The sequence below is a fragment of the Pseudomonas paraveronii genome (assembly GCF_963681955.1).
Classification (GTDB): domain Bacteria; phylum Pseudomonadota; class Gammaproteobacteria; order Pseudomonadales; family Pseudomonadaceae; genus Aquipseudomonas; species Aquipseudomonas paraveronii.
In genome coordinates this window covers 1,370,952-1,395,180 of the sequence record NZ_OY817130.1, presented here as the reverse complement: position 1 = coordinate 1,395,180, position 24,229 = coordinate 1,370,952, and the positions used below count along the sequence as shown (strand labels likewise).

35 protein-coding genes are annotated in these 24,229 nt (G+C 60.1%); 8 read left to right on the top strand and 27 right to left on the bottom strand.

What is annotated here, in order from left to right:
- The first annotated feature begins 23 nt into the window (after positions 1-23).
- From rimO to tsaA, 5 genes are all read left to right on the top strand, one after another.
- Complete coding sequence (gene rimO, locus U5A08_RS06165) at positions 24-1,364, top strand: 30S ribosomal protein S12 methylthiotransferase RimO (RefSeq protein ID WP_425262818.1); 1,341 nt, start codon at positions 24-26, stop codon at positions 1,362-1,364.
- Between the two features lie 118 nt (positions 1,365-1,482).
- Positions 1,483-1,956, top strand: a complete 474-nt coding sequence (locus tag U5A08_RS06160; protein ID WP_253393667.1) for a GNAT family N-acetyltransferase — start codon at positions 1,483-1,485, stop codon at positions 1,954-1,956.
- A 71-nt stretch (positions 1,957-2,027) separates the two neighbouring features.
- The gene (locus U5A08_RS06155; RefSeq protein ID WP_053254683.1) at positions 2,028-2,738 is read left to right on the top strand and encodes an rRNA pseudouridine synthase; all 711 of its coding nucleotides are present in this window, start codon (positions 2,028-2,030) and stop codon (positions 2,736-2,738) included.
- Positions 2,739-2,806: 68 nt separating this feature from the next.
- Positions 2,807-3,268: a YehS family protein gene (locus U5A08_RS06150; RefSeq protein ID WP_253393666.1), complete on the top strand. Its 462-nt coding sequence runs from the start codon at positions 2,807-2,809 to the stop codon at positions 3,266-3,268.
- 3 nt (positions 3,269-3,271) lie between these two features.
- Positions 3,272-3,967, top strand: a complete 696-nt coding sequence (tsaA, locus tag U5A08_RS06145; protein WP_253393665.1) for a tRNA (N6-threonylcarbamoyladenosine(37)-N6)-methyltransferase TrmO — start codon at positions 3,272-3,274, stop codon at positions 3,965-3,967.
- Positions 3,968-4,022: 55 nt separating this feature from the next.
- Here the strand turns inward: tsaA and fpr are convergent, their stop codons facing one another.
- A complete protein-coding gene (gene fpr / locus U5A08_RS06140; RefSeq protein WP_247402915.1) occupies positions 4,023-4,802 on the bottom strand; it encodes a ferredoxin-NADP reductase in 780 nt (259 codons plus the stop codon).
- A gap of 124 nt (positions 4,803-4,926) precedes the next feature.
- Here fpr and U5A08_RS06135 point away from each other — a divergent pair, with 124 nt between their 5' ends.
- Entirely contained in the window at positions 4,927-5,853 is a 927-nt protein-coding gene (locus U5A08_RS06135) for a LysR family transcriptional regulator (protein WP_247402911.1), read from the top strand.
- A gap of 3 nt (positions 5,854-5,856) precedes the next feature.
- Here the strand turns inward: U5A08_RS06135 and U5A08_RS06130 are convergent, their stop codons facing one another.
- From U5A08_RS06130 to U5A08_RS06120, 3 genes are all read right to left on the bottom strand, one after another.
- Positions 5,857-6,219: a diacylglycerol kinase gene (locus tag U5A08_RS06130; protein WP_247402908.1), complete on the bottom strand. Its 363-nt coding sequence runs from the start codon at positions 6,217-6,219 to the stop codon at positions 5,857-5,859.
- 75 nt (positions 6,220-6,294) lie between these two features.
- Positions 6,295-6,945, bottom strand: coding sequence for a response regulator transcription factor ErdR (gene erdR / locus U5A08_RS06125; RefSeq protein ID WP_247402905.1), 651 nt, complete (start codon positions 6,943-6,945; stop codon positions 6,295-6,297).
- Positions 6,946-7,197: 252 nt separating this feature from the next.
- Positions 7,198-7,917, bottom strand: a complete 720-nt coding sequence (locus U5A08_RS06120) for a tRNA-uridine aminocarboxypropyltransferase (RefSeq protein WP_321850765.1) — start codon at positions 7,915-7,917, stop codon at positions 7,198-7,200.
- A 198-nt stretch (positions 7,918-8,115) separates the two neighbouring features.
- Between U5A08_RS06120 and U5A08_RS06115 the strand changes: the two genes are divergently transcribed.
- Together U5A08_RS06115 and U5A08_RS06110 are read left to right on the top strand one after the other, a co-directional pair.
- A complete protein-coding gene (locus tag U5A08_RS06115) occupies positions 8,116-8,556 on the top strand; it encodes a PA3611 family quorum-sensing-regulated virulence factor (RefSeq protein WP_253393663.1) in 441 nt (146 codons plus the stop codon).
- 363 nt (positions 8,557-8,919) lie between these two features.
- On the top strand, positions 8,920-10,032 hold the full coding sequence (locus U5A08_RS06110; protein WP_253393662.1) for an LOG family protein: 1,113 nt from the start codon (positions 8,920-8,922) through the stop codon (positions 10,030-10,032).
- 59 nt (positions 10,033-10,091) lie between these two features.
- On the opposite strand, the gene recX is transcribed toward U5A08_RS06110, so the two are convergent.
- From recX to U5A08_RS05995, 23 genes are all read right to left on the bottom strand, one after another.
- Positions 10,092-10,559, bottom strand: coding sequence for a recombination regulator RecX (gene recX, locus U5A08_RS06105; protein ID WP_321850761.1), 468 nt, complete (start codon positions 10,557-10,559; stop codon positions 10,092-10,094).
- An 8-nt stretch (positions 10,560-10,567) separates the two neighbouring features.
- Positions 10,568-11,626: a recombinase RecA gene (gene recA, locus U5A08_RS06100; protein WP_247408227.1), complete on the bottom strand. Its 1,059-nt coding sequence runs from the start codon at positions 11,624-11,626 to the stop codon at positions 10,568-10,570.
- Between the two features lie 83 nt (positions 11,627-11,709).
- Complete coding sequence (locus tag U5A08_RS06095; protein WP_253393659.1) at positions 11,710-12,210, bottom strand: CinA family protein; 501 nt, start codon at positions 12,208-12,210, stop codon at positions 11,710-11,712.
- Positions 12,211-12,291: 81 nt separating this feature from the next.
- Positions 12,292-12,789: a lysis system i-spanin subunit Rz gene (locus U5A08_RS06090; protein WP_321850757.1), complete on the bottom strand. Its 498-nt coding sequence runs from the start codon at positions 12,787-12,789 to the stop codon at positions 12,292-12,294.
- Positions 12,777-13,334 (bottom strand): glycoside hydrolase family 19 protein, encoded by a 558-nt coding sequence (locus U5A08_RS06085; RefSeq protein ID WP_253393657.1) that lies wholly within the window; start codon positions 13,332-13,334, stop codon positions 12,777-12,779. Before U5A08_RS06085 ends, U5A08_RS06090 begins: the two co-directional genes overlap by 13 nt.
- A 22-nt stretch (positions 13,335-13,356) precedes the next feature.
- Positions 13,357-14,367: a contractile injection system protein, VgrG/Pvc8 family gene (locus U5A08_RS06080; protein ID WP_321850754.1), complete on the bottom strand. Its 1,011-nt coding sequence runs from the start codon at positions 14,365-14,367 to the stop codon at positions 13,357-13,359.
- A 12-nt stretch (positions 14,368-14,379) separates the two neighbouring features.
- Positions 14,380-14,592, bottom strand: coding sequence for a tail protein X (locus U5A08_RS06075; protein ID WP_017844656.1), 213 nt, complete (start codon positions 14,590-14,592; stop codon positions 14,380-14,382).
- A complete protein-coding gene (locus tag U5A08_RS06070) occupies positions 14,585-14,968 on the bottom strand; it encodes a phage tail protein (RefSeq protein ID WP_321850752.1) in 384 nt (127 codons plus the stop codon). The genes U5A08_RS06075 and U5A08_RS06070 overlap by 8 nt, the downstream gene beginning before the upstream one ends.
- Positions 14,968-16,122 (bottom strand): glycine zipper domain-containing protein, encoded by a 1,155-nt coding sequence (locus tag U5A08_RS06065; protein WP_321850750.1) that lies wholly within the window; start codon positions 16,120-16,122, stop codon positions 14,968-14,970. Before U5A08_RS06065 ends, U5A08_RS06070 begins: the two co-directional genes overlap by 1 nt.
- A 6-nt stretch (positions 16,123-16,128) precedes the next feature.
- Complete coding sequence (locus U5A08_RS06060; RefSeq protein ID WP_260473885.1) at positions 16,129-16,254, bottom strand: hypothetical protein; 126 nt, start codon at positions 16,252-16,254, stop codon at positions 16,129-16,131.
- Entirely contained in the window at positions 16,251-16,823 is a 573-nt protein-coding gene (locus U5A08_RS06055) for a phage tail assembly protein (RefSeq protein WP_321850748.1), read from the bottom strand. The genes U5A08_RS06060 and U5A08_RS06055 overlap by 4 nt, the downstream gene beginning before the upstream one ends.
- 50 nt (positions 16,824-16,873) lie before the next feature.
- A complete protein-coding gene (locus U5A08_RS06050) occupies positions 16,874-17,380 on the bottom strand; it encodes a phage major tail tube protein (protein ID WP_321850747.1) in 507 nt (168 codons plus the stop codon).
- Positions 17,380-18,546 carry a phage tail sheath protein gene (locus tag U5A08_RS06045; RefSeq protein ID WP_321850745.1) on the bottom strand — a complete coding sequence of 389 codons (1,167 nt, stop codon included), beginning with the start codon at positions 18,544-18,546 and terminating at the stop codon, positions 17,380-17,382. The genes U5A08_RS06050 and U5A08_RS06045 overlap by 1 nt, the downstream gene beginning before the upstream one ends.
- A 2-nt stretch (positions 18,547-18,548) precedes the next feature.
- Positions 18,549-18,722 carry a hypothetical protein gene (locus U5A08_RS06040; protein ID WP_017844649.1) on the bottom strand — a complete coding sequence of 58 codons (174 nt, stop codon included), beginning with the start codon at positions 18,720-18,722 and terminating at the stop codon, positions 18,549-18,551.
- Between the two features lie 87 nt (positions 18,723-18,809).
- Entirely contained in the window at positions 18,810-19,070 is a 261-nt protein-coding gene (locus U5A08_RS06035; protein WP_253393643.1) for a tail fiber assembly protein, read from the bottom strand.
- On the bottom strand, positions 19,071-19,688 hold the full coding sequence (locus U5A08_RS06030; RefSeq protein WP_253393641.1) for a hypothetical protein: 618 nt from the start codon (positions 19,686-19,688) through the stop codon (positions 19,071-19,073).
- Between the two features lie 91 nt (positions 19,689-19,779).
- On the bottom strand, positions 19,780-20,310 hold the full coding sequence (locus U5A08_RS06025; RefSeq protein ID WP_201021945.1) for a hypothetical protein: 531 nt from the start codon (positions 20,308-20,310) through the stop codon (positions 19,780-19,782).
- Positions 20,307-20,945, bottom strand: a complete 639-nt coding sequence (locus U5A08_RS06020) for a phage tail protein I (RefSeq protein WP_321850742.1) — start codon at positions 20,943-20,945, stop codon at positions 20,307-20,309. The genes U5A08_RS06025 and U5A08_RS06020 overlap by 4 nt, the downstream gene beginning before the upstream one ends.
- Complete coding sequence (locus U5A08_RS06015; protein WP_321850741.1) at positions 20,942-21,937, bottom strand: baseplate J/gp47 family protein; 996 nt, start codon at positions 21,935-21,937, stop codon at positions 20,942-20,944. The genes U5A08_RS06020 and U5A08_RS06015 overlap by 4 nt, the downstream gene beginning before the upstream one ends.
- Positions 21,934-22,266, bottom strand: a complete 333-nt coding sequence (locus U5A08_RS06010) for a phage baseplate protein (protein ID WP_253393638.1) — start codon at positions 22,264-22,266, stop codon at positions 21,934-21,936. The genes U5A08_RS06015 and U5A08_RS06010 overlap by 4 nt, the downstream gene beginning before the upstream one ends.
- A gap of 9 nt (positions 22,267-22,275) precedes the next feature.
- Positions 22,276-22,887, bottom strand: a complete 612-nt coding sequence (locus U5A08_RS06005) for a phage baseplate assembly protein V (protein ID WP_253393637.1) — start codon at positions 22,885-22,887, stop codon at positions 22,276-22,278.
- A 3-nt stretch (positions 22,888-22,890) separates the two neighbouring features.
- The gene (locus U5A08_RS06000) at positions 22,891-23,406 is read right to left on the bottom strand and encodes a hypothetical protein (RefSeq protein WP_253393636.1); all 516 of its coding nucleotides are present in this window, start codon (positions 23,404-23,406) and stop codon (positions 22,891-22,893) included.
- Between the two features lie 20 nt (positions 23,407-23,426).
- Positions 23,427-23,771 carry a phage holin family protein gene (locus U5A08_RS05995; protein ID WP_017844641.1) on the bottom strand — a complete coding sequence of 115 codons (345 nt, stop codon included), beginning with the start codon at positions 23,769-23,771 and terminating at the stop codon, positions 23,427-23,429.
- Between the last annotated feature and the right edge of the window lie 458 nt (positions 23,772-24,229).

Sequence of the window (24,229 nt, the reverse complement as noted above, 5' to 3'; positions counted from 1 at the left end):
GTCATTCAATACCGAGGTTAGACATGTCCACCACCATCGCAAAAGCCAACCCCAAGGTCGGCTTTGTTTCCCTGGGTTGCCCAAAGGCTCTGGTCGACTCCGAACGCATCCTGACGCAACTGCGCATGGAAGGTTATGACGTCGTGTCCACTTACCAGGACGCCGACGTGGTGGTGGTCAACACCTGCGGCTTCATCGACTCGGCCAAGGCGGAATCCCTGGAAGTGATCGGCGAGGCCATCAAGGAAAACGGCAAGGTCATCGTCACCGGCTGCATGGGCGTGGAAGAAGGCAATATCCGCAACGTACACCCGAGCGTGCTGGCCGTGACCGGTCCGCAGCAGTACGAGCAGGTGGTCAACGCCGTGCATCAAGTGGTGCCGCCGCGCCAGGACCACAACCCGCTGATCGACCTGGTGCCGCCGCAAGGCATCAAGTTGACCCCGCGCCATTACGCTTACCTGAAGATTTCCGAAGGCTGCAACCATAGCTGCAGCTTCTGCATCATCCCATCGATGCGCGGCAAGCTGGTCAGCCGCCCGGTGGGTGACGTGCTCGACGAAGCCCAGCGCCTGGTCAAATCCGGCGTGAAAGAGCTGTTGGTGATCTCCCAGGACACCAGTGCCTACGGCGTCGACGTGAAATACCGCACCGGCTTCTGGAACGGCGCGCCGGTGAAAACCCGCATGACCGAACTGTGCGAAGCCCTCAGCAGCCTGGGCGTGTGGGTGCGCCTGCATTACGTGTACCCGTACCCCCACGTGGACGAGCTGATCCCGTTGATGGCCGCCGGCAAGATCCTGCCGTACCTGGACATCCCGTTCCAGCACGCCAGCCCGAAAGTGCTCAAGGCCATGAAACGCCCGGCCTTCGAAGACAAGACCCTGGCGCGCATCAAGAACTGGCGCGAGATCTGCCCGGATCTGATCATCCGTTCGACCTTCATCGTCGGCTTCCCTGGCGAAACCGAGGAAGACTTCCAGTACCTGCTCGACTGGCTGACCGAAGCCCAGTTGGACCGCGTCGGTTGCTTCCAGTACTCGCCGGTGGAAGGCGCTCCGGCCAACCTGCTGGACCTGGCCGTGGTGCCGGATGACGTCAAGCAGGACCGTTGGGAGCGTTTCATGGCGCACCAGCAGGCGATCAGCTCGGCGCGCCTGCAACTGCGCATCGGCAAGGAAATCGAAGTGCTGATCGACGAAGTCGACGAGCAAGGCGCCGTGGGCCGCTGCTTCTTCGACGCACCGGAAATCGACGGTAACGTGTTTATCGACGATGCCAGCGGTTTGAAACCGGGTGACAAAGTCTGGTGCACCGTGACCGATGCCGACGAATACGACCTGTGGGCTGAAAAGCGCGGCTGATAGCATCAGGCACCGCTAAAAAAAACTCGAAAAGCCCTGCCTCTGAACAAGATGCGGGGCTTTTTTAGGTCTATCGTCTTGCCCATCGGTCCCGATCATCTACAAAAGGGCAGCGGACATGCGTCAGCATTCGGTTATCCACACCCCCAAAACCAGCGACTTCGCGGAATTGGCGCGTATCTGGGAGGATTCGGTGCGTGCCACCCATGATTTTCTGCCGGACAGCTACATCACGTTGCTGAAAAACCTGGTGCTGACCCGCTACCTGGATGCGGTCATGCTGATCTGCACCAAGGACACGCACCAACGCATCACCGGGTTCGCCGGGGTGGCCGCGGGCAAGGTCGAGATGCTGTTTATCGACCCACAGCACCGTGGCCAGGGCCTGGGCAAGCAATTGCTGCGTTATGCGATCGAGTGCATGAACGCCGATGAGCTGGACGTCAACGAACAGAACCCGCAGGCGCTGGGTTTTTACGTCAAGCAAGGCTTCGAGGTCATCGGCCGCACGGAGCATGATGGCCTTGGGCAACCTTATCCGCTGCTGCACATGCGTTTGCGCCAGGTGCAGCAAGAGGCGCGTCAGGGCTAAATGAAATGGGGCCGGGATTAACCGCGTCCACACAGGTACAATAGTGGCCCCCTTTTGCTACGGCCTTTGTCATGACTGACCCCATACGCCTCTCCAAACGCCTTATCGAACTGGTCGGTTGCTCCCGTCGGGAGGCTGAGCTGTTTATCGAAGGCGGCTGGGTCTCGGTGGACGGTGAAGTGATCGACGAGCCGCAGTTCAAGGTCACCACCCAGAAGGTCGAACTGGACCCCGAGGCCAAGGCCACCGCGCCAGAGCCGGTGACCATCCTGCTGCACGCGCCTGTCGGCGTGGATGCCGAGACGGCGATGGCTTCGATCAGCGCCGAAACGCTGTCGGAAGAACACCGCTTCAGCAAGCGCCCGCTCAAGGGCCACTTCCTGCGCCTGACCGCCAGCGCCGACCTGCAAGCCAAGGCCAGCGGCCTGTTGGTGTTTACCCAGGATTGGAAGATTCTGCGCAAGTTGACCGCCGATGCCGCCAAGATCGAGCAGGAATACGTGGTGGAGGTCGAAGGTGACATGGTTGCTCACGGCCTGAACCGCCTCAACCACGGCCTGACCTACAAAGGCAAAGAGCTGCCAGCAGTGAAAGCCAGTTGGCAGAACGAAAACCGCCTGCGCTTTGCGATGAAAAACCCGCAACCTGGGGTGATTGCCTTGTTCTGCGAAGCCGTCGGCTTGAAAGTCATCGCCATCCGTCGCATCCGCATCGGTGGTGTGTCCATCGGCAAGGTGCCGGTGGGCCAATGGCGCTACCTGTCCGGCAAAGAGAAGTTCTGAGCCCCTCCCCCTTTTTCGACACCGCCTGCGTGGGCGGTGTCCACCGTTGAAAACCAGGATTGCCCACCATGATTCACAACGACGTACTGCGCAGCGTGCGCTACATGCTCGACATCAGCGACAACAAGATGGTCGAGCTGATCAAACTCGGCGGCATGGACGTGACCAAGGAAGACCTGCTGACTTACCTCAAGAAAGACGAGGAAGAAGGCTTTGTGTTCTGCCCGGACGAGGTCATGGCGCACTTCCTTGACGGCCTGGTGATTTTCAAGCGCGGCAAGGACGACAGCCGTGCGCCGCAGCCGATCGAAACCCCGGTGACCAACAACATCATCCTCAAGAAGCTGCGCGTGGCCTTCGAACTGAAGGAAGACGACATGCACGCCATCCTCAAGGCTGCCGAGTTCCCGGTGTCCAAGCCTGAGCTGAGCGCGCTGTTCCGCAAGTTCGGCCACACCAATTACCGCACCTGCGGCGACCAGTTGCTGCGCAACTTCCTCAAGGGCCTGACCCTGCGGGTTCGCGCGTAAGCCATGAGTTACCAGGTCTCGCCCGTCGGTTTCGTGCGCTCCTGCTTCAAGGAGAAGTTCGCCATCCCGCGCCAACCGCAACTGGCGCCTGCCGCCCGCGGCGTGCTGGAGTTGGTCGCGCCGTTCGACCACGGCGAGGCGGTGCAAGGCCTGGAGCAGGTCAGCCATGTGTGGCTGCTGTTTCTGTTCCACCAGGCCCTCGAAGACAAGCCCCGCCTGAAAGTGCGCCCGCCACGCCTGGGTGGCAACACGTCCATGGGCGTGTTTGCCACCCGCGCGACCCATCGGCCCAACGGGATTGGCCAGTCGGTGGTGAAGCTGGACAAGGTCGAACCGGGCCGGCTGTGGATCTCCGGGATCGATCTGCTCGACGGCACGCCGGTGTTGGATATCAAGCCATATGTGCCGTATGCCGACATCATCGACAGCGCCACCAACGACATCGCCAGTAGCGCGCCGCAACTGATTCCCGTGCAGTGGCTGAAGACGGCTCTGCACCAGGCACAAGGCCACGCTCAGCGCCTTGCTGAACCGCTGGTGGAGTTGATCGAGCAGTGTTTGGCACAAGACCCGCGGCCGGCCTATCAAACGCCCGGGCCAGAGCGTGAATACGGGGTGCGGTTCTGGGATGTGGATGTGCGTTGGCACTATCCCGAGGCGGGCGTCATCTGTGTGCTGGAAGTGATTGCAGCTGAATAAACCGAAAACAAATGTGGGAGGGGGCTTGCCCCCTCCCACATTTGTTTGACCGCGTTTACTTCTCGACGAAGGCGCGTTCGATCAGATAGTCACCCGGTTCACGCATCCGTGGCGAAACTTTCAGGCCGAAGCTGTTCAACACTTCGCTGGTCTCGTCCAACATGCTTGGGCTGCCGCACAGCATAGCGCGGTCGTCCTCGGGGTTGATCGGTGGCAGGCCGATATCGCGGAACAGCTTGCCACTGCGCATCAGGTCGGTCAGGCGACCTTGGTGTTCGAACGGCTCGCGGGTCACGGTGGGGTAGTAGATCAACTTTTCACGCAGGGCTTCGCCGAAGAATTCATTCTGCGGCAAGTGCTCGGTGATGAATTCGCGGTAGGCGACTTCGTTGACGTAACGCACGCCGTGGCACAGGATCACTTTTTCGAAACGCTCGTAGGTTTCCGGGTCCTGGATCACGCTCATGAACGGCGCGAGGCCCGTACCGGTGCTGAGCAGGTACAAGTGCTTGCCCGGCTTCAAATCGTCAAGCACCAGGGTGCCTGTCGGCTTTTTGCTGATGATGATCTCATCGCCTTCCTTCAGGTGCTGCAACTGGGAAGTCAGCGGGCCATCGGGCACCTTGATGCTGAAGAACTCCAGATGCTCTTCCCAGTTCGGGCTGGCAATCGAATAAGCGCGCATGAGTGGGCGGCCGTTGGGCTGTTGCAGGCCGATCATCACGAACTGACCGTTCTCGAAGCGCAAGCCCGGATCGCGGGTGCACTTGAAGCTGAACAGAGTGTCGTTCCAGTGATGAACACTGAGGACACGCTCGTGGTTCATGTTGCTCATGTACGGGGGACTCCTGGAGATGGGTCTGCGCCAAATGATAAGTGCGCAATTGCACAGCATTCTAATCGCGGCGACAATATCTGTTAACTGGATTATTAAGATAAGGGTTATCGGTTATATCGATATGCGATTTACTCTCCGTCAACTGCAAGTCTTCGTCGCCGTCGCCCAGCAGGAAAGCGTCTCACGCGCTGCTGGCCTTCTGGCCTTGTCTCAGTCCGCCGCCAGCACCTCAATCACCGAGCTGGAGCGTCAATCCAGCTGCCAATTGTTCGATCGGGCGGGTAAACGCCTGAGCCTCAACGCCCTCGGCCGTCAGTTATTGCCCCAGGCGGTCGCCCTGCTGGACCAGTCCAAGGAGATCGAAGACCTGCTCAACGGCAAGTCCGGCTTCGGCTCGCTGGCCGTTGGCGCCACGCTGACCATCGGCAATTACCTGGCCACGCTGCTGATCGGCAGCTTCATGCAGCAGCACCCCGAGAGCCAGGTGAAGCTGCATGTGCAGAACACTGCACATATCGTGCACCAAGTCGCGCATTACGAAATTGACCTGGGTCTAATCGAAGGCGACTGCAGCCACCCGGATATCGAAGTGCAAACCTGGGTGGAAGATGAGCTGGTGGTGTTTTGCGCGCCTCAGCATCACCTGGCCCAGCGCGGCGTGGCCACCATGGAAGAATTGACCCATGAAGCGTGGATTCTGCGCGAACAAGGCTCGGGCACGCGGCTGACCTTTGATCAGGCCATGCGTCATCATCGCAGCGCGCTGAATATTCGCCTCGAGCTGGAACACACCGAAGCGATCAAACGTGCGGTGGAGTCTGGGCTGGGGATTGGCTGCATTTCGCGGCTGGCGCTGCGCGATGCCTTCCGCCGTGGCAGCCTGGTGCCGGTAGAAACCCCGGACCTGGACCTGGCCCGGCAGTTCTACTTCATCTGGCACAAGCAGAAATACCAGACCTCGGCGATGCGCGAGTTTCTGGAACTGTGCCGCGCCTTCACCGCAGGGGTCCAGCGCAGCGACGAAATCGTGCTGCCGAGCATTGCCTGAGGCTTAGATCAGGATCACGGCCCACACCAGGGCGATCATGGTCAGTGCCACGAATTGCGCGGCGCTGCCCATGTCCTTGGCGTTTTTCGACAGTGGGTGACGGTCCAGGGAAATGCGGTCGATGGCCGCTTCCACCGCCGAGTTGAGCAACTCGACGATCAACGCCAGCAGGCACACCGCAATCAACAGCGCCCGTTCGACGCGGCTGACATGCAGGAAAAAACTCAGCGGGATCAGGATGACGTTCAGCAACACCAACTGACGGAATGCCGCCTCACCGGTGAAGGCTGCGCGCAGGCCATCCAGGGAATAGCCCCCTGCGTTAAAGATACGTTTGATACCGGTTTGACCCTTGAAAGGCGACATAGATGTAGGCAACTGAACCAAAGAAGTGGGAAAACTAGATCACGCAAAGTCAAAAAAGCGTGAATTGGCAACAGCTTAATGCTGCGAAATTGACTCAAGTTGTTGCAAGAGCAACGCCGCCTGGGTTCGCGTGCGCACTCCCAGCTTGCGAAAGATCGCGGTGACGTGGGCCTTGATGGTCGCTTCCGACACGCTCAACTCGTAGGCGATCTGCTTGTTCAACAACCCTTCGCACACCATGGTGAGTACCCGAAACTGCTGGGGCGTCAGGCTGGCCAGGCCATCACGGGCAGCCTTGGCTTCGTCGGACACATTGATTTCTTCAAACGCCTGCGGCGGCCAGGACACATCGCCATCCAGCACCGTGCGCACGGCTTTCTGGATATCTTCCATGGAGCTCGACTTGGGAATGAAACCGCTGGCGCCAAACTCCTTGGAGCGCACCACCACATCGGCTTCTTCCTGGGCCGAGACCATCACCACGGGGATCTGCGGGTATTGCCCGCGTAACAGCACCAGCCCTGAAAATCCGTAGGCACCAGGCATGTTCAGGTCGAGCAGCACCAGGTCCCAGTCGGATTTTTCGGTGAGGCGGGTTTCCAGCTCGGCAATGCTAGCCACTTCAACCAGACGTACATCCGGGCCCAGGCCCAGCGTTACTGCCTGATGCAGCGCACTGCGAAACAGCGGGTGGTCATCAGCTATCAGGATTTCGTATGTGGCCATTGATTAAATGATCCTGTTTTTTATGGCAGCCCTGATGGGTTCAGGGTTCGCCAATACACAAGGTAACGGCCAGGCAGCCATCACCACAGGGCATGCTCAACGTCAAAAGCACCTGAAACGACGTTGGAAATTCACGGTTGCGCCCTGATCGGCGCCCAGCATGCCCAGCGCAGCCTGGGTGGTCAAGCACTACGCCAATGGGCAGTTTAGCGGCGGTTGAATTCACAGTGCCATCATGCAAACGTCGTCTGGTTATACCGCCGGGATGTAGGGCGCTAGACGAGTATGGACGATATCCGTCAAGTCCAGCGGTAACTGGAACTTGGCGGCCAGATAATGGGTGCTGAACACGTCGAGGTAAGCGTCCAGCACTTCGCTGGCCGCGCCGTCGTCGGCCAGCTCCAGGCACAGCGCGGCGACTTCGGCGGTGCAGAAATGATCATCACGCTTGGAACGACGCAGTTTGTAGCGCGACAGCTGTTCCGGAGCCAGGCTGAGGACCGGCAAATGCTCCAAATAAGGACTTTTGCGGAACATCTTGCGCGCTTCGCTCCACGTGCCGTCCAGCAGAATAAACAGCGGGCGCTTGCCCTCCCCTACCTTGACCTCACTGACCACCCGCTCCGGCGCCACGAATTCGCCGGGGAACACGATGTAGGGTTGCCACTGCGGGTCAGCCAGCAGGGTGAGCAATTCGGGATCAACCTCGGTGCGCGACCAGGCGAACGCGCTGGTGTCGTCGATCACATCGGCGATCAGCCAGCCTGTGTTGCTGGGCTTCATCGGTTCGACGTCGTGCATCAACAGGCACATCGCAGACCGGGCCTGGACCTTGGGCCGCCAGGCACACAAACAATAGGCGGGGATCACCCGGCAGCCGGGGCAGCGCTCGGCACGCGAACCCCGATTGACGAAAGGCCTGATGGCGCGCGCCAGGCGCTGGGTACGCAGACGAGAGACGGCGTGGCTCATCGGATGCGCCGCACGGAAGGGGAAATTGACACTGAGGGAACTCGAGGAAGGCTTAAGTGGCCGCAGTTTACCAGAGCCACACGCACTTCCCAGCAATACGCCTGGCTGTACTGGCCAGGGCTCACCTATAATTGCGCGCCACTGAACGCACAGCCCAGTGGCTGGTCTATGCACCAGTAACCGAATCAGGAGAGTTTCATGCTGCGTTCCATGCTGCGTCTTGTCGCCCCATCCGTCGCCCTTGCGCTGGTCTTGCCTGTTGGCGCTCAGGCGGCCTCGCTGCTGGAGGCCCAAATGAACAAGAAGCTGCAAAGCGTCGCGGCTGAAAGCAACAAGGACCTGCCCCGGGAAATCGATGAAAAAACCCTGGAAGTGGCCTATACCGTTGAAGGAATGCAGTTGATCGATCACCTCAGCGTGCTGCCTGATCGTGCCGAACAGATGCGTGCCAACCCCAAGGCGGTGTATTTCCAACTGGGGCAAAGCGTGTGCCTGAACAAAGGCTACCGCGAGCTGATGGCCAAGGGCGCGGTCATGCGTTATGACATCTCCGAAAACAAGACCAACCGCCCGGTAGCATCGGTGAAATTCGTCGAAGCGGACTGCCCGGCACCGGCGGCGGCGAAGAAGAAAAAGTAAGTCGTACTTGCCCCCGCGCGCCGCTGTCCAGTGGCGCGCACTTCCCTCGTTTGCGTTTTCCACCAAGCGCCGCACGTTCTGACGTAAGACCAATAAGCGGTTGCCAGCCAAGGGTTTTTCGGCCCATGATCGTCTCATTCCTACTGCCCGCTCAGCCCAGTTCCCATGCTGTTCTGTAACATTTTCAGGGCAAAACAGAGTTGTCCTCCTGCCACGTGCAGTGCAAAGGTTTTTAAATCACAAGGAACATACAGAGCCGCACTTTGCCGCTTGGCGAACACCGTGCAATGCCTTGGCATGCAGTGTCGTGGCCACGGACGAATCTCGCCGCCAGCCCAGGCTCTGTGAAGAAGGAGAAGTTGAATGCCTTACGAACCGAATGAGCGCCTGCTCCAGCATTTTGAAGCGAACGGGGTCGACCTCACGCAGCAGGTCGAAGCTCAACTCCAGTTGATCGCTCCCGACAGCCCGAATATTCCTCTTTATCGCGACATGATCCTCACCGCGCTGCGCATGGCCCAAGACGACCGCAGCCGCTGGAACGCCAAAATCACCTTGCAAGCTATCCGCGAACTGGACCACGCCTTCCGCGTGCTGGAACAGTTCAAGGGGCGACGCAAAGTTACCGTGTTCGGCTCGGCGCGCACGCCGATGGAAAGCCCGCTCTACGCCCTGGCCCGGGAAGTGGGCGCGGCGCTGGCGCGCTCCGATCTGATGGTGATCACCGGCGGCGGTGGCGGCATCATGGCCGCCGCCCACGAAGGGGCCGGCCTGGAGCACAGCCTGGGCTTCAACATTACCTTGCCGTTCGAACAACATGCCAACCCGACCATCGATGGCACCGAGAACCTGCTGTCATTCCACTTCTTCTTTACGCGCAAGCTGTTCTTCGTCAAGGAGGCCGATGCGCTGGTGTTATGCCCGGGTGGTTTCGGCACCCTGGATGAAGCGCTTGAAGTGCTGACGCTGATCCAGACCGGCAAGAGCCCACTGGTGCCGGTGGTGTTACTCGATGCACCAGGCGGCGGTTTCTGGCAAGGCGCCCTGGACTTTATCCGCAGCCAACTGGAAGCCAATCGCTATATCCTGCCCACTGACCTGAAGCTGGTGCGCCTGGTGTACAGCGCCGAAGCAGCGGTGGACGAGATCAACCAGTTCTACGCCAACTTCCACTCTACCCGCTGGCTGAAGCGCGAGTTTGTGATGCGCATGCATCATCCGCTCAGTGAGCGGGCGCTGGCTCAGGTGCAAAAAGAATTCGCCAGCCTGCGGCTGAGCGGCGACTTCCAGCAACTCGCCTATACCGGAGAAGAGCATGATGAGCCGCAGTTCAGTCATCTGACGCGACTGGTGTTCAACTTCAACGGGCGTGATCAGGGCCGGTTGCGGGAGTTGGTGGATTACATCAACTTGCCGGAGAACTGGGCGCAGGCTCAGGGCAAGACACAACAACGGGTGGCGCCGGAGCCGGCGTGATTTTTGAGCAAAAAAAAGGCCCGCTATTTTCATAGCGGGCCTTTTATTTTTTGCGTTGTTCAGTCGTCCATGTCCCGACCGCTGAACAACCGATTGATCATTTCCATCGAAAACCCGCGATAACTCAGGAAGCGCCCTTGTTTCGCGCGCTCTCTGGCATCAATCGGAAGATGCCCAGAGAACTTGCGACGCCAGGTATCTTCCAGTTGCGACTGCCAACTGATACCGCACTCGCGCAGGGCGAGGTCGATGTCGGCGCGTTGTAGGCCACGCTGGCTCAGTTCTTCACGAATGCGCGCAGGACCATAGCCAGAGCGCGCTCGGTAGGACACAAAACTTTCGAGGTAACGGGCTTCCGACAGCAACCCTTCTTCCGTCAAGCGGTCGAGGGCACTGTCGATCATCTCGGCAGACGCACCGCGCTGACGCAGTTTACGCGTCAGTTCGACTCGACCATGCTCGCGGCGCGCGAGCAGGTCCATCGCAGTGCGCCGAACGGCGACGAGTGTATCCAGCACAACAGTCATCGTTTGGTTCAGACGTCAGTGTCGACTTCTTCCATTTCGTCAACCGGCGCGCGGTTGGCAGCAGCTTTCACGTCCGGCGCAGGAGTCAGCAGCTTGTCGCGGATCTGCTTCTCAAGCGTGGCGGCGATATCCGGGTTGTCCGCCAGGAACTTGGCCGAGTTGGCCTTGCCCTGACCGATCTTGCTGCCGTTGTAGGCATACCAGGCACCGGATTTCTCGACGAAACCGTGCAGCACGCCCAGGTCGATCATCTCGCCGTTCAGGTAGATGCCTTTACCGTAGAGAATCTGGAACTCAGCCTGACGGAATGGCGGGGCCACTTTGTTCTTCACGACCTTGACGCGGGTTTCGCTACCGACAACCTCGTCACCTTCCTTCACCGCGCCGGTACGGCGGATGTCCAGACGGACCGAAGCATAGAACTTCAGCGCGTTACCACCCGTGGTGGTTTCCGGGCTGCCGAACATGACGCCGATTTTCATCCGGATCTGGTTGATGAAGATCACCAGGCAATTGGCGTTCTTGATGTTACCGGTGATTTTACGCAGCGCCTGGGACATCAGACGGGCCTGCAGGCCCACGTGCATGTCACCCATTTCGCCTTCGATTTCAGCTTTCGGCACCAGGGCCGCCACGGAGTCGACCACGATCACGTCGATGGCGTTGGAGCGCACCAGCATGTCGGTGATTTCCAGGGCTTGCTCACCGGTGTCCGGCTGGGAAACCAGCAGGTCGTCAACATTGACGCCCAGCTTGCCAGCGTATTCAGGGTCCAGGGCGTGCTCGGCGTCGACGAACGCGCAGGTGGCGCCCATCTTTTGCGCCTGGGCAATCACCGACAGCGTCAGGGTGGTTTTACCAGAAGATTCAGGACCGTAGATTTCAACGATACGGCCTTTTGGCAGACCGCCAATGCCGAGCGCGATGTCCAGACCCAGAGAGCCAGTAGAAATAGCCGGGATCGCCTGACGGTCGTGATCGCCCATACGCATTACGGCACCCTTGCCGAATTGACGTTCGATCTGACCCAGGGCCGCAGCCAAGGCTTTCTTCTTGTTCTCGTCCATTAAAGTCCTCACGTAATCAATAAGGCCTGACGGCCAACACCTGTATAAGTAGACAGTATTGTTCCACAAAGATCGGAGATCGCCTACCCCTGATTTTCTATTTCTGCTGCAGCTCGTCGCAACAAGCCCTCTAGCGCGGCCTTTACCGTTTGTCGGCGGACCTCGTCGCGGTTGCCGGAGAAGTGCTGGAGCTCGGCCGTGACCTCGTCACCCACGCCGAAAGCCAGCCATACCGTGCCTACCGGCTTGTCCGGCGAGCCGCCATCGGGGCCGGCCACACCGCTGACCGCCACGGCAAAGCGCGCCAGGCTTTTTTCCTGGGCGCCCCTGACCATGGCCTCGACCACCTCGCGGCTGACGGCCCCCACTTTTCCGAACAGTTCCTCCGGCACATCCAGTTGCCGAGTCTTCTGCCGGTTGGAATAGGTGACATATCCCGCTTCGAACCACGCCGAACTCCCGGGTATCCGCGTGATGGCTTCGGCGATGCCGCCACCGGTACACGACTCGGCAGTAGTGACGTGGGCATTGAGCACCTGTAAACGTCGACCCAGTTCAGCGGCAAGTGGGGTGATTTCTTTCACGGTCGTCTCCTGGAATGGGCGGGCGTTTGCCTACCCTACAGGAGCCCATCAGCCATGCAAGTTGCAGCGCGCCTCAAGACACTAACGCGCGATGGCCCGCACATACGCCTGACAGGCACGCAAGGCGATCACGGCGTTATCACCGTCGTCGGTGATGGCGATAATTCGCTGAGCATGCGCCGGGTCAAGTCGGGCTCGCGGGGCTGCATGAACCACGCCGCCGGCGGCGGTGGCAGGCATTGCGCAGCCACTGGCGCAGTGACTGGTGTCGAGGAGGACTGACAACCGCACATCAGCAGTGGCCAGGCGATCGCGCAGAGCGGCCTGATTACGGTGGGCATCGCTCAACTCCTGAGTATGTTGTTGGTCGCTGGCGTTGAGTTGTTGCTCAAGCGCCCGCCGTTGGTCCTGCTGCGCCTGTTGCTGGCGCAAGGCTAGCTGGTTTTGCTGGCTGAGCGCCTGTGCATGGACCGCCGATTGCGCCTCAAGCTGCGCGCCATAGCGCCAGGCTTGCACCTGCCACACGAACGCGCTCAGCAGGCATACGCCGATCAGGCGCCAGGCCGCTAGGAAACGCATAGCACTGCCTTCGCGCGCGCCCACAATCGCAAACGCTCCTCCAGGCCGTTGAGACCGCCGTTGATGCGCCGGGTAATGGTGCTGAACTGGTCGTTGTCCGCCAGTTCGTTCAGGCCGTTGCTGTGCCAGAACCAGGCGGCGGATTCGGCGGCCCATTGCGGTTGTTCCAGCAATTGCGGTTGCAGCAGCAGGCGCTCGTCGCCAAACAACGCTTGGCTACAGATTAAATAGTTGCGACGCCCGGTGATCTGAATCAGCCCCCTGCCCCGGTACTTCTGGCCGTCGCCATCCGCTTCGGGGGTGTTGCCCAGGCGAGCAGCCAGGGTGCCGGTATCGTATTGGCTCAGGTATTGATCGCTGCCCAGTTCGCGGACATAGCGCAACTCGCCGGATTCGTGGCCGATCTGGGCGAGGCAAGCGGCGAGGCGTTTGGGAGTATTGATCGCGTACCGAGCGAATGCCGTATTTAACGAGGATAGAAAAATGCCCGCGCTAAGGCGGGCACCCGGCATGACGTAAAGCAACTGGGGCAGTGTTATCAGCATGAGTCCTACTCCGTAAAAGGCATTACGCCGACAACCCGCCGGCCGTGACCGAACTGCGATAGCCCGTCACCGGGTCGCCTACGTGCGTCACCTTGGTAATCGACCAGCGTCCCTGCATGTAGGAAGGCCAGGTGTCATCCAGCAGCAACAGCCCTTCGGCCGCCAACAGCGGGTTCCCCGGACAATCGATCTGCAGCTTGAGGTCTTCACGCCCCACGCGGCGCAACTCCCCCTCAGCCACCGCCCGCGCCTCGGCTTCGTTCTGGCAGCGCTGGCGCAAGGTCTTGAAGGGCGCAACCCCGACCTGAACCACCCGCTGCTTGCCCGCGGCGGCATCCCACCAGGTGACGCGGCTGCCCTGGTATTTGGCGCGCGAGGTTTCGTCGAGCTTGGCGGTGATGAATGCTTGATCGCCGGGGCGATTGTCCTCGGTGACCGACAGTGTCACGTCCGGCAGTTGCTGGCCGGAGAGTGACTTGACCTGCCCGGCCTCGGCGAGCACGTACAGTTCGTTGATCGGTTTGGTGACGGCGCCATAACGTTTCGCCAGGCGGGTGATGAACGCCATGTCGCTTTCATTGGATTGGTCGATGTGAGCAATCGCAATGCCTTCCAGCGCCGGCGCCACCCGCGGTGAATAGCCGTGGCGGCTGACCAGTTGGCGAAACAGCGCGCCCAGGGTGATCGGTCCATAACTGGCGGATCGACGCTGGCGATAACCACTGGCATCGCCCGCGCTGAAGGGCGCCGCGGTGGCGACGATCATCAGGCGCATGGGAAACAGCACCGGCGTGCGCTGGGTGATGACAAACTCGCCTTTTTCCACCAAGCCAGACTCCTTATAACCGACGCGCAAACCGATCTTGCCACTCAGGCTCGGCAGGCCCTCCAGACCCTCGATGTTGATCGTCAGTTCAAGGCGGTCGGACTCAATGCCCGCCGCGTCGGTGTGGCTCCAGTGCATCAGACGTTGATTGAGCAGCGCGGCGTTGGCGCCATAGAACTCCACAATGGGCGTAAATCCCTGAGCCATGTAGCCTCCTTCTTAATCCCAGGCCGAAACGAGGCGCAGCGCAGCCGGCCGCGACGCCATTTCCGGCACGATCACCCACACGCCAGCCGGCAGCACCGGGCCGTATTCGGCAAGCGTGGGGTTCAAGCGCCAGAGGGTTTCTTCCGCGGCATCATCGCAACGTCCCAGTTCGCGGTAGAGCAGCAGGTTGACTGAATCACCGGCAATACTTCGCACTCTACGCATTGACGAATTCCTCCAGTTCAAGGCTCCAGGTCATGAGCATGGCGGTGCCGTCATCGATCACGTTGCTTTGGGTTTCCATCACCGAATTGATCCGCCACAAGCCCCAGTTGCGGCCGATACCATCCACCAGCGGCAGCGGCACGCGTTGATTTTGCAGGGCGCGCAACTCGTCCAAGCGTTGCATGCCCACGCCGTACATCGCCGTGCCGCCGAAGGTGAGTTTTTCCAGTTTCTGGCCGTTCTGCCGCGACTGCGGTTTGCTCGCGATAATCGTCAGGTCAGCCCAGCCGCCGTCGCTGTTACGGGTCAGCGAGGAATAGGCAAACCCACGGGCGAGCCCAAAAATGAAATCGCCCAGCACCATCTGTTGTCGCATCAATCACCTCCTGGATCGGCCAGTGCCGCGTTGCGCCGGAGCCCGAGGGTGTCGGAGAGCATCGGCATGCATTGGAATTGCAGGGCCTGGATCACCTGGTTGACCACCTGCTGCGCATCGGCGGGGTTGACGCCGGTGATCTGGATGCTGGGGGCAAGGGTGACTTGCACGTTGTCCGAGCGCGCGCTGTTGAGTTCCTTGCTGACGGCGCTGGGTGCAGGCAGGCGGTCACCTGGGCTGAACAGTCTGTCCCCGAGCCAAGCGCCCGCCTCACTGCCGAGCAAGCCGCCGATTGCGCCGCCTACAGCCGTACCGATGCCAGGGAACACCAGGGTGCCGATGGCCGCACCGGCGGAGGCGCCGGCCCAGGCACCACCGGCCGTAGACAGGCCGGTGGCGACTGTTTTCGCGTCGCCATCGCGTAGACCCTGGATCACATTGATGGCGGTGTCGGCATACTTTAACGGGCCAGGGCCACGGGGAACGGGCAACTCCCGCCACAGCGTCGACTTGGCGGTTTTTTTCGCGGACGTCTTTTTCCCGCCAGAACGGTCATAGCCAGGCGGCAAGATGATGCTCGGGGTGGTGGCGCCACGAAGAGACTCGCCGCGGCAGCAGCAGTCCTTGTCTTTGTCGTCTTTGAGCCACTTGCCGGCTTTGGGAAACTTTTGCGCCAGCGCATCGATGGCCTTGCCCGAGACCCTGCTCTTGACCGTATCCCACAAACTCGAGCCCACATCCTTGGCAATGGTCTTCGCCGCATCGGCCCCGAACTGTAGGCCTTTGTCGACCCAGGAGTCGGCTGCCGGCGGCGGTTCTTTGGGCTGACTGTTCTGCGCCTGCGAGGAGGTATCGACCGTCCTGAGCGCCAGTGAATCACTGGTAATGAATAACGTGCTGTTGAGCGTTTCCAGTGTCTCGCGCAGCCGCACTTGCTCCAGGGTCAAGGCGTTGATATCCAGGCTCACCGTGACCAGCGCCAGGCCGAGTTCCGACGATGGCTGCGGTTCGGCATCCAGGCTGGAAGGCCCGACAAAACTTTCGGGAAGGGGTGTCAGCACACTGTTGAGCGTCGCCTCGTTGGACAGGGCCGCAAAGGTCATCCAGCGCTTGTCTTCCTCGGCGAGCCTGATCTCGTATTGAGTCTCTTGCATCCCGCTCTACTCCTGTTTGACGCCAAGGCGATTGATCGCGATGTCGTAGCGGCGCAGTGCTTTTCCGGCGTCCCAGTCGAGGATTTCCGCTTCATTGACCGAGTAAATCAGCGGCACCACGTCGAGGATCACTTCGATGTCGCGCTCCGAAAGAAGTCCGCCGGTTTGTTTAAAAAATCATCGATGCGCTCCTGCAATTCCGTCCAGTCAGGCACGGTCAGGCCAGCCAGGTCGGGGATCATCAGGCCGGTGCAGTGGGCGGTGATGAACTCGGCGCGCTCTTTGTTGGTGGCGAGTTTTTTCATCACTTTGGTCGCGCGCAGGGCGGGCATTTCCAGGGGCAATGCGCTGAAGGTGCGGCCGGCGGCCTCCAGGGGCAGCAACAATTGAACGGGCTCGTCGAAGGTCGGCGCTTCAAGCGGGTCCAGGAAGAACCACGCCGGGCGCGTCGACATCTCATGTACGTATTGGGCGATGCTCACGTAGTCCGGGCGCTTGAGTTGGTCGAGCTCTTTTTCCGACAGGCCGGTGGCGAGTTTCGCCAGTTCGAAAAACTGGTCGTCCTCGTCATCACCGGCCCGGGCCAGCGCGTCTTTTTGCGCGGCGTAGAACAACGGTTTGAGTTGAACCTGCTGGATCGTCGCGCCGGTATCGGCGGTGATCGGGGACAGCAGGAGGTGCAGCGGCGGCATCCAGGCCATGGGGCAATTCCTTGGTCAAGTGTGGGGCGAGCGAGCCCGCCCCCGAGGGCTTACGGCATCAGCACCGCACGGCGGGCGTCGCCCAGCATGTCGACGCCGTTGAGGACGAACTTCTGGGTACGCACGTCGATGTCGATCACCGAGATGCCGTTTTCCAGGCGGTTATAGGTGCGGCAAGACAGCTCCAGCGTGGTGGTGGCCTTCTCGCCCATCTTCAGCTTCGCCTCCTCCAGGGATTTGAGCTTGCCGCCCACGGTGTGGTAGGTGAAGTAGGTCTTGCCGTCCTGGTCCTGGCCGGCTTCACGCACGTTCAGCAGAATGTCGTCACCCATCCGCACGCCCAAGGCCAGCATGATTTCCGGGCCGGCGCCTTGCAGGATCAGCTTGGCATTGAGCACTTTGCCGCTCTTGGCCATTTCCTCGGCAATGAAGCGCCCGCCGGACATGGGCTCCATGTCGAACTCGATCTTCGGCGGGGTGAATTCTTCCACGGTCGCGGACAGCGGCAGGCCTTGGAGGGTGGCCGCAATGGCCTGTCTGACTCGGTTGGTAAACATTAGAGAACGTCCTCCAGGAACTGCTCGATGATTTCATCGCGGGCATTGAGTTGATAAATCATGTGTTCGTTCGGCGCGTAGCGGCCGTAGTCGATAACGATGAACCAGGTACCGTTCTTGTACTTCTCGACACTGTTCAACTCCGGGTGCAGGTACACGCTGCCACCGGGGATGGTTTCGTCAGCGACCAGGGTTTGCAGCCAGTCGTTGATGCGCTTGACCTCTTGGTCCATGAAGGACTTGGTGAGGTTCTTGGCCATCGCCTTCTGCCCGGCCTTGACCAACTTGCGGCTGATGGCGTCTTCCAGGCCGACGTAGCTGATGAACTTGCCAGTGATGGAGCGGTTACCCAGCAGCGAAAAACCGCCGAGGATGGTGCGAGCGTAGTAGCTCACGCCGTAGCGGTTGAGCAGGTCGCCTTCGGTGGAGGTGTCGAGGATGTTGTACTCAACCACGCGAGAAACGTCCTCGGCGAAGGTCACCTGATTGCCCGGGCTTTCCCACTGTTTGACCTTGGCCAGTGCAGCGATGGCCAGGGACGACGGCGAAAGAAACACGTTCTTCTTCGCCGCCTTGGAGTACACCGACGGCATGTTGTGTACCAGCAGGCAACGGTCGAAGCCAAGATCGGCACCGCCCAGTTCGCCGCTGTAGGTCACCTGATCGGCAACTGAGGCGTCCTTGCCATCCAGCACCACGCGGGCCTTGATGCGCTTGCCGAAGGCGGCGAACTCGCCCGCCACGGCCTTGGTGCCAGTGAAGCCTGGGGCGCCGATGATGGTCAGGTCTTCCGGCACACTGCTCAGGGCCGCCAGGCCGAGTTTGCGGCCGGTAATCGGTTCGTTACCGCCGATCACATTGTTGAGCGTGTCAGCCGGGGTCGCGCCCTCCTCCACGATCACCACGTAGACCGGCACCTTGACCACTTTGAGGATCTGGTACACCGCCTGAAACAGCGTGCCCGCTTCACTGCCGCTAGGGTCCAGCAGCGCCTGGGTGGTGAAGCTGTTGATGCGGAACGGGGCGTTTTTCGGGATCGATGCGTGGGCATTCGGCGCGGTGCCGACCAGGCCGATCACGTTATCCCCCAGGCCACCCATGGCCTCGGGGGACTCAGTTGCGTTCACAGTGATGCCGTTGTGCTCGAAGTTCAAAACCTCAGCCATGATTATTCAGCCTTCTTGGGGGTGGTATTGAGGACGCTGGTCAGTTCCAAGCGGCCAGCGGTGCGCAGGGCGGATGCTTCGACGTCCAGCAGTTCCAATTCCTGGCCGGCGGTGGACCAATGGCCGGCGCCGGTGGGGAATGGGATTAGGACGGTGTAGGTTTGGCGAGTGGGCATGTGTTGAATTCTCCGGGTGGAAAACACCAAAGCCCCTGCGGGAGGGGCTTTGGGGAGACGAAAAAAAACCGCTTTCGCGGTTGTATATCACTTCAGGAAGGTCGGCCTTTCGGGCCATACCACGGCGAACGGATCACCAACGTCTTGCGGAACATCCCTCAAAAGTCTCCGGTAAGCCGCAACCTGAACACGCTGACTTTCGTCAAGGGGACTGTCCTGAACTTGAGTATGATCTGTGTCGCGCAACAGTTGATCACGACGAACGCGAATACTTGACCACTCCAATAGTTCCAAGCCTTCCTTGCTGAGGATAAGAGATGGAACGGTATCTACAGAGGATTCATTCATTTAAAAAACCACCGTCGACGAGAGAGAGAGCTTAGATTTAATATCACCCAACTTAATTGCGCGATACCGGCCAACCTGCATAGTATCAAGCCGCAAAGATGTGACATAGACATTGGGGATTTTTATACGACATACAGCATTGCCAGCCGCATCCGCGTAAATAGCGGGTTCAAATTTCCCAAAACACGACTGATTGATAACTGCACGCTGTGGAGAGTAAACGTAGCCTGCGAATGTTTCGTCCAGTACCAAAGAGCTACCGTAACTATAACCGCGAATATTCAGCCAAAACATCTGATCATCTGAGTTAATGGAAAATGGCAATTTGAAGTGGACGTATACATTCATTGAGGATCCAAGATCCGTTGCGACCATCCCGCCCGTCGCCCCGACGTCATAAGGCGCTCCAGTTCCCCAAATAAGCCCCTGAAAAACACTCATCAACAACGTCCCAGGCTCACCAACACCTCCAACAACATCCTTAAGCGCACGAAATTGGTCAAATTCTGCACGAGCCTGATCCATTCGTACGTCGATAGCACCAATTTTTCCATTCACAGCACTTGTCAGGTTATTGGAGGCCTGAACCAAGTTGGCTATTTGCGTTTCCGTACTCAAAATAGTATCTCCTTTACTTTGCCATTTCAGGCCACCCAGCAACCATATAAACGATAGCTAAAGAGACCAAACAAACTATTAATATTTAAAGCTATTTTTTCTCCACTTGCATGATGCGAAAGAGCACTCCAAGATGACGAGCCATATTATCAATATTCGCCGCAGCAACAGCCGCTAATTCATCGGCGATGAGGATATTAAGATTCTCAGTACCTACCACCACTGTCACGCTTTGTGCCGGCAACGGCGAAACATCCAACGTAAACTTCTGCAACACCCGAGCCGCCGCCGCTTTATACGTCAGCAACTTCCCAGCTACCGAATACACCGCCAACAACGTCCCACTGGCGAGGTAAAAACCGAACTCACCAATCTCATACTCGCCATCGCCATCGAACAGCGCGGCCATCCTGAGTTGGCGCTCGCCCAAGTCCTCGTAATCCACAATCGCCACCCGCTGGCGCTCGTCACGCAAGGCCACTTCCGTGCCGTCTGGGTTGTAGCGGCCGGTGCCGGCGCCGATGTGGGTGATTTCGCCTTTCAAGCCCTGGTTCTTTGCCTGCAGCACTTCATCCAAACCTTTGGAGGTGAAGCGCACCAGGCGCGTAATGTCATCTGTCATGGCTGCGCCCTGAGGTCGTAGTCGTTAATGGTGTAGTGCCGGGCAACGCCGGCACTGTTAAGTCGAGCGCCCAAGGCAAGTTCGGGTAACGCGCCTTGCAGGCTGAACTCGCTGTCGTTAAACGGGGCGTGGACAATCGCGGTCAGGCCAAGGCGTGCTTGCGTCTGGTGAACCACGGTAATCGTCGCCTGGTCGCGCTCGCTCTTCGCGGCGTTGATACGGCGGATCAAGCGGTTATGGTCGCCGCTGGACCAACTGCGCCCGATGATCGCCTGCACATCGAAGGTGTAAGGCACGCCCAGCGGCCGCTGTTGATACCAGGCGCTGATGTTGGGGCTGAAACCCAGCGACTCCACCGCATAACTCAAGGCCTTGGGCGTGCCCGCCTGGCGCTGGATCTGCCAGGACAAGCCCACGGTGAGGCGCTTTTCCGTTTCGCTGGCATCCGCGTCCCATTCACTGACGCCCCGATCGGCGGCCAGGTAGGGAAGGAATTCGGAGGGCGTTTGCAGCGGGTTCATCAACGCCGGAAACGGCGGCATGATCCGTTCCAGCAAGTGGCCAAACCCCAGGTCCAACGCCTTTTCCAACGGTGCGCCATTGGCGGGCAACAAACTCGATTTGGGCTCACTCATAGCGTGCGCACCTCCACCTCGACGCCCGTGCAGTACGGTGCCTGGAACGCCGAGCAGACAATCGGCGCCAGCGGTTCGAGGATTTGCAGTTGCGCCGCTCCGGCGCTGTGGATGGCGTAGTCGATCCAGCTCGGGTCGACGCGCCCTTCCAGGCGGTGACAGGATTCAGCGTAGGTTTGCAGCAAGCGTTGCGCGGCCACTTGGGTCAGGCCCGAGTCCGGGCCGGCGTTGATCTTGGCCACCACGCGAATCTTGTAGCGTTGGATCTGCGCACTTTGGACCGTGACGAGATCCGTTTCCGGCCGTACATCGGGCCGTGCGAAATGTCTGCGCACGCCGTCAAGCAAATCGGCAGAAGGGGTTCCGTCGCCGTCCCTGGACAGCACCGTCACCCTCACCTCACCGGGGGCGGTGCGTCGGCCATTGCCGTCCTTGACCTGCGCCGCATAGCCATCCGGGTCGAAGGTATAGGTGACCGTGACGACACCCGGTGTCGCGCTTTCCACGTTCACCGCCGGTCGTTCGCCGAGGGTGAACACCTCGCGGCGATACTGCATGCGCGAACCCGCCGCCGGCGCGTGGGGCGCCAAGTAATAGCGCAGCCGTGCGTCGTCGTCGCTTTCCAATGTCGGCGGCACCGGCGGGAAGGCCGCCGGGTCACCGGGGTCCAGCACCTGGCGCTCCAGCCCCATATCGGCCAGGCGCGCGTCGAGGTTACTGCCGGTGGCCCACCACGCCAGCATCTGCTTGATGCGCGCGTTGTACTTGCGCTCGTGGGTTTGCAGGCGCACGCAAAACGCTTCCAGGGCCAGGGTCAGCAGTTCGCTTTCGTTGTCGAGGCTGACCTTGAGTTTGGCGGCGCTTTGCGGCGCACGGGTGGCGACGTAGTCAATGACAAACGCCTTGAACTCCGCCAGCAACGGCTCGAACGCGTCGACGGCAATGATCGCCGGCTCTGCCAGTTGGTTCTGGCCAGGGATCAGCATGCTCATGTCATGACCTCGAAGGATTGTTGGCGGTTTTTCCAGGTGCCGGCAAACCGCAGCAACAGACCGGCGCCCTGGCGGGTGGCGACGATGACTTGGGGTTGAAAGTCGGCGATGCCGTTCTCGATGTTGTAGAACGCTTTGGCGGCGTGGCTTTGGGCGAGGATCAAGAGGTCGTCGCCGAGGTTCTGCCCGAGCAGTTGGGGGATCAGCGAGCCGTACAACGGACGCTTCTGGCGAGTGCCCACGGGGGTGGTCAGCGCTCGGGTGGCGCGCTGCACGAATTGCAGCCAGTCATCGACGGCTGCCCCGGTGTTCCTATCGATTCCGATCATGGCAAATCCTTATGCGGTGCTGATCACGCGGCCCTGGTGATCCACCAGCGGGCCGCTCAAATGCACGCCGCCAGCATCCAATAGCAGGCCGACGGCGCCGAGTTGCAAGCTGATGTGGTTGGCGGTCAGCCGCAGCGTGGCGGCGCCGATCTTCGCTTCGATCTGTTCGCGGGAGCCGCCGAAGACAGTGGGTCCGTTGGTCCAGTTGAACGTGTGGCTGACGTCGTCATAGTCACTTTGTGTGCCGTCCTGATGGCGGCGCCGGGTCAACGACGCAACGCTGGAGACCGGCGGAAACAGACTACTGTTGAGCCCGAAAAGCGCCACCGACTGCGCAGCGCCTTCCCCGCCGCCATAGTTGAGCAGCAAGCATTGTTCGCCCACTGACGGAATCCGCGTTTCAGTCTGCGCCCCCGCACTGGGGTTGAAAAAACGAATCGCTGGAGTGAGCAAATCACCGTGGCTGACGGTGCAGGTATTGCTGGCGGCGTCGACCTGCTGGCAGATGCCGATCCGACAGTAGCTTTCAGCGCGGCGGTACAGATCTTCGAGCTGGGCCTCCATTTCCGCCAGGCGCTCGACGATCGGTCCCAGTTGCATGCGTAACAGCGCATCGAACATGGACTACTCCTGCAAGGGTCGGTATTGCTCAGGATCGTCGATACTCGAGACTTCCCACGTGCAGGCAAACAGAGGTTTTCCGGTGGGATCTTCGAGTAACGGCGGGCCGAGGTAGATGTTTTGGGTGAAGGACACTGTCCAGGTGTCGTAGTCCGTTTCGGCACTGCCCTGTAGGGTCGGCGCCGCGACGATGGCGGTTGGCAGGTCGCACTGATCCGCCGGCAGGCCCCAGCGATTATCGAGGGCCAAATCCATCAATTGGCTGGCCAGGTCGCAGGCGTCGTAAGGCGCCGAACCACTGGCAACCCTGGCCATGAGTGACACCGACAGTGCATGGGCCTTACGCCCTTCAAGGGATCGAACGCCGGGGCCGTTGCGTTCCACAGTAATCAGCACGCCGGTTTTATCCCCGGCGCCCTGGAAGTCCTGGTGATTGCCCACACGCAATTGTGGGAAGGCGCCCTTGAGCGCTTCACCAATTGCGATGGGCAGTTGGGAAGGTTTTTCGATAGATGTCATCAGTCGCGTCCTTGCAGCGGTTACTGCTGATCCGGGCGGGAGGGCGGGGCCTCGTCGACGCCAATGCGCTTGGCCGCCCAACGTTCATAAAGGCCGATGGCGACGTCCGCACCGGCCATGGCGGTCAGGCAACCGAGGGCGCCGGCGGTCCAGATCGACATACCGGCGGCGTACAACAGCATCAACGCCGAGACCCCGCAGACCATGCACGCCCCAGACCGCAGCGCCAGGCGCCGGATCAGCGACCAACCACGGGCGCCCTCCTTGTCGGCGCGCCACATTTCGCCGGAAACTCCGCCGATCAGCGCCAGTACGATCACCAGCCAGATAGGCATTTCCGCTAACGCTTGCTGCTCGTTTGTCATGTCACGCCTCCTGGCTGAGCAATGCCGGCAGAATGCCGGTGTTCGGGTAAATCCATTTATAGGTAGGCATTCCAAAAAGCCCGGCTGACCGGGCTTTTCAGTAATGCGGTCCTCGATCTTTCGGCGCTACTGGCGCGGTACGGATCTTTCCTCAATGTTTTTCCGACCACGATCCCTGTCTGCCGGATAACTGCTTCTGGTGCTTTACGCTGCACACCCGGGTCAGTTGCCAACCCTCTGAACCGTTAAGGCCGGTTCATCGCTGCCTGTTCTTGTAAAACGGTGAAACTAAAGAGCGTCGGCATCCTTGCCGGTGTTGCTTGGCATCCCTGCCATCGCTTCGATGGCGTCCGTGCCGATGTTGCGTGCCTTCCTTGTCGTCCTTGGCAGCATCCTTGCCGCCTCCACCAGGCCTTGTTGGCTGGCTTGAGACAAAGAATATGCATGTATGCATATAC

Excerpts from the sequence above, each read along its gene's own strand:
- rimO (WP_425262818.1), top strand. The coding sequence starts at position 24 with ATGTCCACCACCATCGCAAAAGCCAACCCCAAGGTCGGCTTTGTTTCC.
- U5A08_RS06160 (WP_253393667.1), top strand. The coding sequence starts at position 1,483 with ATGCGTCAGCATTCGGTTATCCACACCCCCAAAACCAGCGACTTCGCG.
- U5A08_RS06155 (WP_053254683.1), top strand. The coding sequence starts at position 2,028 with ATGACTGACCCCATACGCCTCTCCAAACGCCTTATCGAACTGGTCGGT.
- U5A08_RS06150 (WP_253393666.1), top strand. The coding sequence starts at position 2,807 with ATGATTCACAACGACGTACTGCGCAGCGTGCGCTACATGCTCGACATC.
- tsaA (WP_253393665.1), top strand. The coding sequence starts at position 3,272 with ATGAGTTACCAGGTCTCGCCCGTCGGTTTCGTGCGCTCCTGCTTCAAG.
- fpr (WP_247402915.1), bottom strand. The coding sequence starts at position 4,802 with ATGAGCAACATGAACCACGAGCGTGTCCTCAGTGTTCATCACTGGAAC.
- U5A08_RS06135 (WP_247402911.1), top strand. The coding sequence starts at position 4,927 with ATGCGATTTACTCTCCGTCAACTGCAAGTCTTCGTCGCCGTCGCCCAG.
- U5A08_RS06130 (WP_247402908.1), bottom strand. The coding sequence starts at position 6,219 with ATGTCGCCTTTCAAGGGTCAAACCGGTATCAAACGTATCTTTAACGCA.
- erdR (WP_247402905.1), bottom strand. The coding sequence starts at position 6,945 with ATGGCCACATACGAAATCCTGATAGCTGATGACCACCCGCTGTTTCGC.
- U5A08_RS06120 (WP_321850765.1), bottom strand. The coding sequence starts at position 7,917 with ATGAGCCACGCCGTCTCTCGTCTGCGTACCCAGCGCCTGGCGCGCGCC.
- U5A08_RS06115 (WP_253393663.1), top strand. The coding sequence starts at position 8,116 with ATGCTGCGTTCCATGCTGCGTCTTGTCGCCCCATCCGTCGCCCTTGCG.
- U5A08_RS06110 (WP_253393662.1), top strand. The coding sequence starts at position 8,920 with ATGCCTTACGAACCGAATGAGCGCCTGCTCCAGCATTTTGAAGCGAAC.
- recX (WP_321850761.1), bottom strand. The coding sequence starts at position 10,559 with ATGACTGTTGTGCTGGATACACTCGTCGCCGTTCGGCGCACTGCGATG.
- recA (WP_247408227.1), bottom strand. The coding sequence starts at position 11,626 with ATGGACGAGAACAAGAAGAAAGCCTTGGCTGCGGCCCTGGGTCAGATC.
- U5A08_RS06090 (WP_321850757.1), bottom strand. The coding sequence starts at position 12,789 with ATGCGTTTCCTAGCGGCCTGGCGCCTGATCGGCGTATGCCTGCTGAGC.
- U5A08_RS06085 (WP_253393657.1), bottom strand. The coding sequence starts at position 13,334 with ATGCTGATAACACTGCCCCAGTTGCTTTACGTCATGCCGGGTGCCCGC.
- U5A08_RS06080 (WP_321850754.1), bottom strand. The coding sequence starts at position 14,367 with ATGGCTCAGGGATTTACGCCCATTGTGGAGTTCTATGGCGCCAACGCC.
- U5A08_RS06075 (WP_017844656.1), bottom strand. The coding sequence starts at position 14,592 with ATGCGTAGAGTGCGAAGTATTGCCGGTGATTCAGTCAACCTGCTGCTC.
- U5A08_RS06070 (WP_321850752.1), bottom strand. The coding sequence starts at position 14,968 with ATGCGACAACAGATGGTGCTGGGCGATTTCATTTTTGGGCTCGCCCGT.
- U5A08_RS06065 (WP_321850750.1), bottom strand. The coding sequence starts at position 16,122 with ATGCAAGAGACTCAATACGAGATCAGGCTCGCCGAGGAAGACAAGCGC.
- U5A08_RS06055 (WP_321850748.1), bottom strand. The coding sequence starts at position 16,823 with ATGGCCTGGATGCCGCCGCTGCACCTCCTGCTGTCCCCGATCACCGCC.
- U5A08_RS06050 (WP_321850747.1), bottom strand. The coding sequence starts at position 17,380 with ATGTTTACCAACCGAGTCAGACAGGCCATTGCGGCCACCCTCCAAGGC.
- U5A08_RS06045 (WP_321850745.1), bottom strand. The coding sequence starts at position 18,546 with ATGGCTGAGGTTTTGAACTTCGAGCACAACGGCATCACTGTGAACGCA.
- U5A08_RS06040 (WP_017844649.1), bottom strand. The coding sequence starts at position 18,722 with ATGCCCACTCGCCAAACCTACACCGTCCTAATCCCATTCCCCACCGGC.
- U5A08_RS06035 (WP_253393643.1), bottom strand. The coding sequence starts at position 19,070 with ATGAATGAATCCTCTGTAGATACCGTTCCATCTCTTATCCTCAGCAAG.
- U5A08_RS06025 (WP_201021945.1), bottom strand. The coding sequence starts at position 20,310 with ATGACAGATGACATTACGCGCCTGGTGCGCTTCACCTCCAAAGGTTTG.
- U5A08_RS06020 (WP_321850742.1), bottom strand. The coding sequence starts at position 20,945 with ATGAGTGAGCCCAAATCGAGTTTGTTGCCCGCCAATGGCGCACCGTTG.
- U5A08_RS06015 (WP_321850741.1), bottom strand. The coding sequence starts at position 21,937 with ATGAGCATGCTGATCCCTGGCCAGAACCAACTGGCAGAGCCGGCGATC.
- U5A08_RS06010 (WP_253393638.1), bottom strand. The coding sequence starts at position 22,266 with ATGATCGGAATCGATAGGAACACCGGGGCAGCCGTCGATGACTGGCTG.
- U5A08_RS06005 (WP_253393637.1), bottom strand. The coding sequence starts at position 22,887 with ATGTTCGATGCGCTGTTACGCATGCAACTGGGACCGATCGTCGAGCGC.
- U5A08_RS06000 (WP_253393636.1), bottom strand. The coding sequence starts at position 23,406 with ATGACATCTATCGAAAAACCTTCCCAACTGCCCATCGCAATTGGTGAA.
- U5A08_RS05995 (WP_017844641.1), bottom strand. The coding sequence starts at position 23,771 with ATGACAAACGAGCAGCAAGCGTTAGCGGAAATGCCTATCTGGCTGGTG.